This is a genomic window from Paenibacillus farraposensis (genome assembly GCF_020736845.1).
Taxonomy (GTDB): domain Bacteria; phylum Bacillota; class Bacilli; order Paenibacillales; family Paenibacillaceae; genus Paenibacillus; species Paenibacillus farraposensis.
This window is the reverse complement of the sequence record NZ_JAFFQR010000091.1, coordinates 1-1539: the sequence shown is the minus strand read 5'-3', so window position 1 is coordinate 1539 and position 1539 is coordinate 1. Positions and strand designations below refer to the sequence as shown.

At 35.8% G+C, this 1539-nt stretch carries 2 protein-coding genes; both read right to left on the bottom strand.

Annotated elements, in window-relative coordinates; genetic code table 11:
* Positions 1–583: 583 nt before the first annotated feature.
* A complete protein-coding gene (locus JO375_RS14805; protein WP_229525191.1) occupies positions 584–1006 on the bottom strand; it encodes a hypothetical protein in 423 nt (140 codons plus the stop codon).
* Between the two features lie 13 nt (positions 1007–1019).
* On the bottom strand, positions 1020–1539 hold a 520-nt coding region (locus JO375_RS14800; protein ID WP_229525190.1), incomplete at its 5' end, for an EndoU domain-containing protein.

The following is a 1539-nucleotide window of genomic DNA, read 5'->3' as shown; positions in this document are numbered from 1 at the left end:
CGCGACTTGGGCTTCCGCATTCTGAAGCTGGGCTTCACCCAGAATAGCCAGCCACGACCGGGATTGTTCTTGCTTCGGCTTCGGCTGCTCTGCCATGTAACGATCGTAGTTCGCCCTCCAGCGTTTCCTCAGTTCGGATGGAATCTGATGGTATGCCCGCTCTAACTCATTAGCAGACTGGGCCATACGTCGGACATAAGAAGCTATATCTTTGTGTCGCACGGGCAAAAAAAGCTCATTCCTACTCATGGTTCAAGTTGGAAAGAGCTTTTGAAAGTTTATCAAGTGTTTGAATTGTTTAGTCTTTGGTTTGTTGGTTGGTTTACTCAACTCAGTGTGGAATTTTCACAAATTTAAAATAGCCTTTATCTTGTCCATAAGTAAATGCACTTGGTCTTTCCGTTCCGGATTTTTACCAATAAATCCCACACAAATTTCTTTCAAACAATTATAGAAATCTGAACTGTTTATAATGATTTCGTTATATGAAGCAGTGTTAATAAATATCATTATAAGTCAATTAGAAAAAATAAGTTTTGCAGCCTATTGTTATGAAAATTTAACAACTCATATATTATCATCTCTATTGTAATTTATTAAGAAACTCCCTACATATTCTACCCGACATATTATCAATTGATTCCATTTTTCTCAATTTCTCCATAAGTTCATTGTTATTTATTATACATTCTTTATTATTATCATTAATTAAAAATCTTAAAGAATCAATACACATTTCAAATAGTTCTTTGTCTGTTGTTTCAATAAGTGATAATATTATATTAATTTCTCTTGCATCATTTTCTTCTTCAAAGCAATATACTACTCTTTTTTGCCACTCTAACGATTTATCCATTATATTTTTTCCAAGCAATTCCCAATCTATTTCGGAAAATTTCTCCAACAGGGTCATCGCATCATTTACTCCAACATCATACCAATAATCATCTGAAGCATTCTCTCCAGACATTTCAGTTATTAATTTGTCAAATTGTTCATATTTCATAAATTTGCCTCCACTAATTTATTGGTTCAAATCCTGGCGTTGGTTTACCTCCCACCGGATATCCAGCAGTAATGTTATTGCCTTCTTTAATAACATCTATTTCAACACCATCTACAGTACCGCTATGCAAAGTTGTAGTTCCCCCATCTGAAGTACGACTTCCAACTGCTGGCGTATCGCTAATTTTTTTTATAGAGCTTATAATTTTCTTATCACTCCATGAATCAGGAAATACTGTGCTTTTTTTAAGCTTTGCGAGAGTTCCATCTGGAAACTGATGATAAAATTGAACAAATTTAGTTCCATCTGGATTCTCCCTGAGAACTTCTACTGCATAATTAGGATTTGCATCATTTACCACATTAGGCGAATGCCCCCCTCTAAGTCCATTTTTACCTGGTATTCTCTCTCCCCCTAATATTTTTTGCTCCATCTCTGGTGTTAAGTAAGATTCACTAGCTTTACCCGTCCCCTCAGCTGTTGTTCTTTCATTTGGTTGTGGTTTGTAGCCTTTGGATTCGGGAGTTTGTGTA

What these genes read in the sequence shown, in the direction of transcription:
- JO375_RS14805 (WP_229525191.1), bottom strand. Translation starts at nt 1,006, where the DNA reads ATGAAATATGAACAATTTGACAAATTAATAACTGAAATGTCTGGAGAG.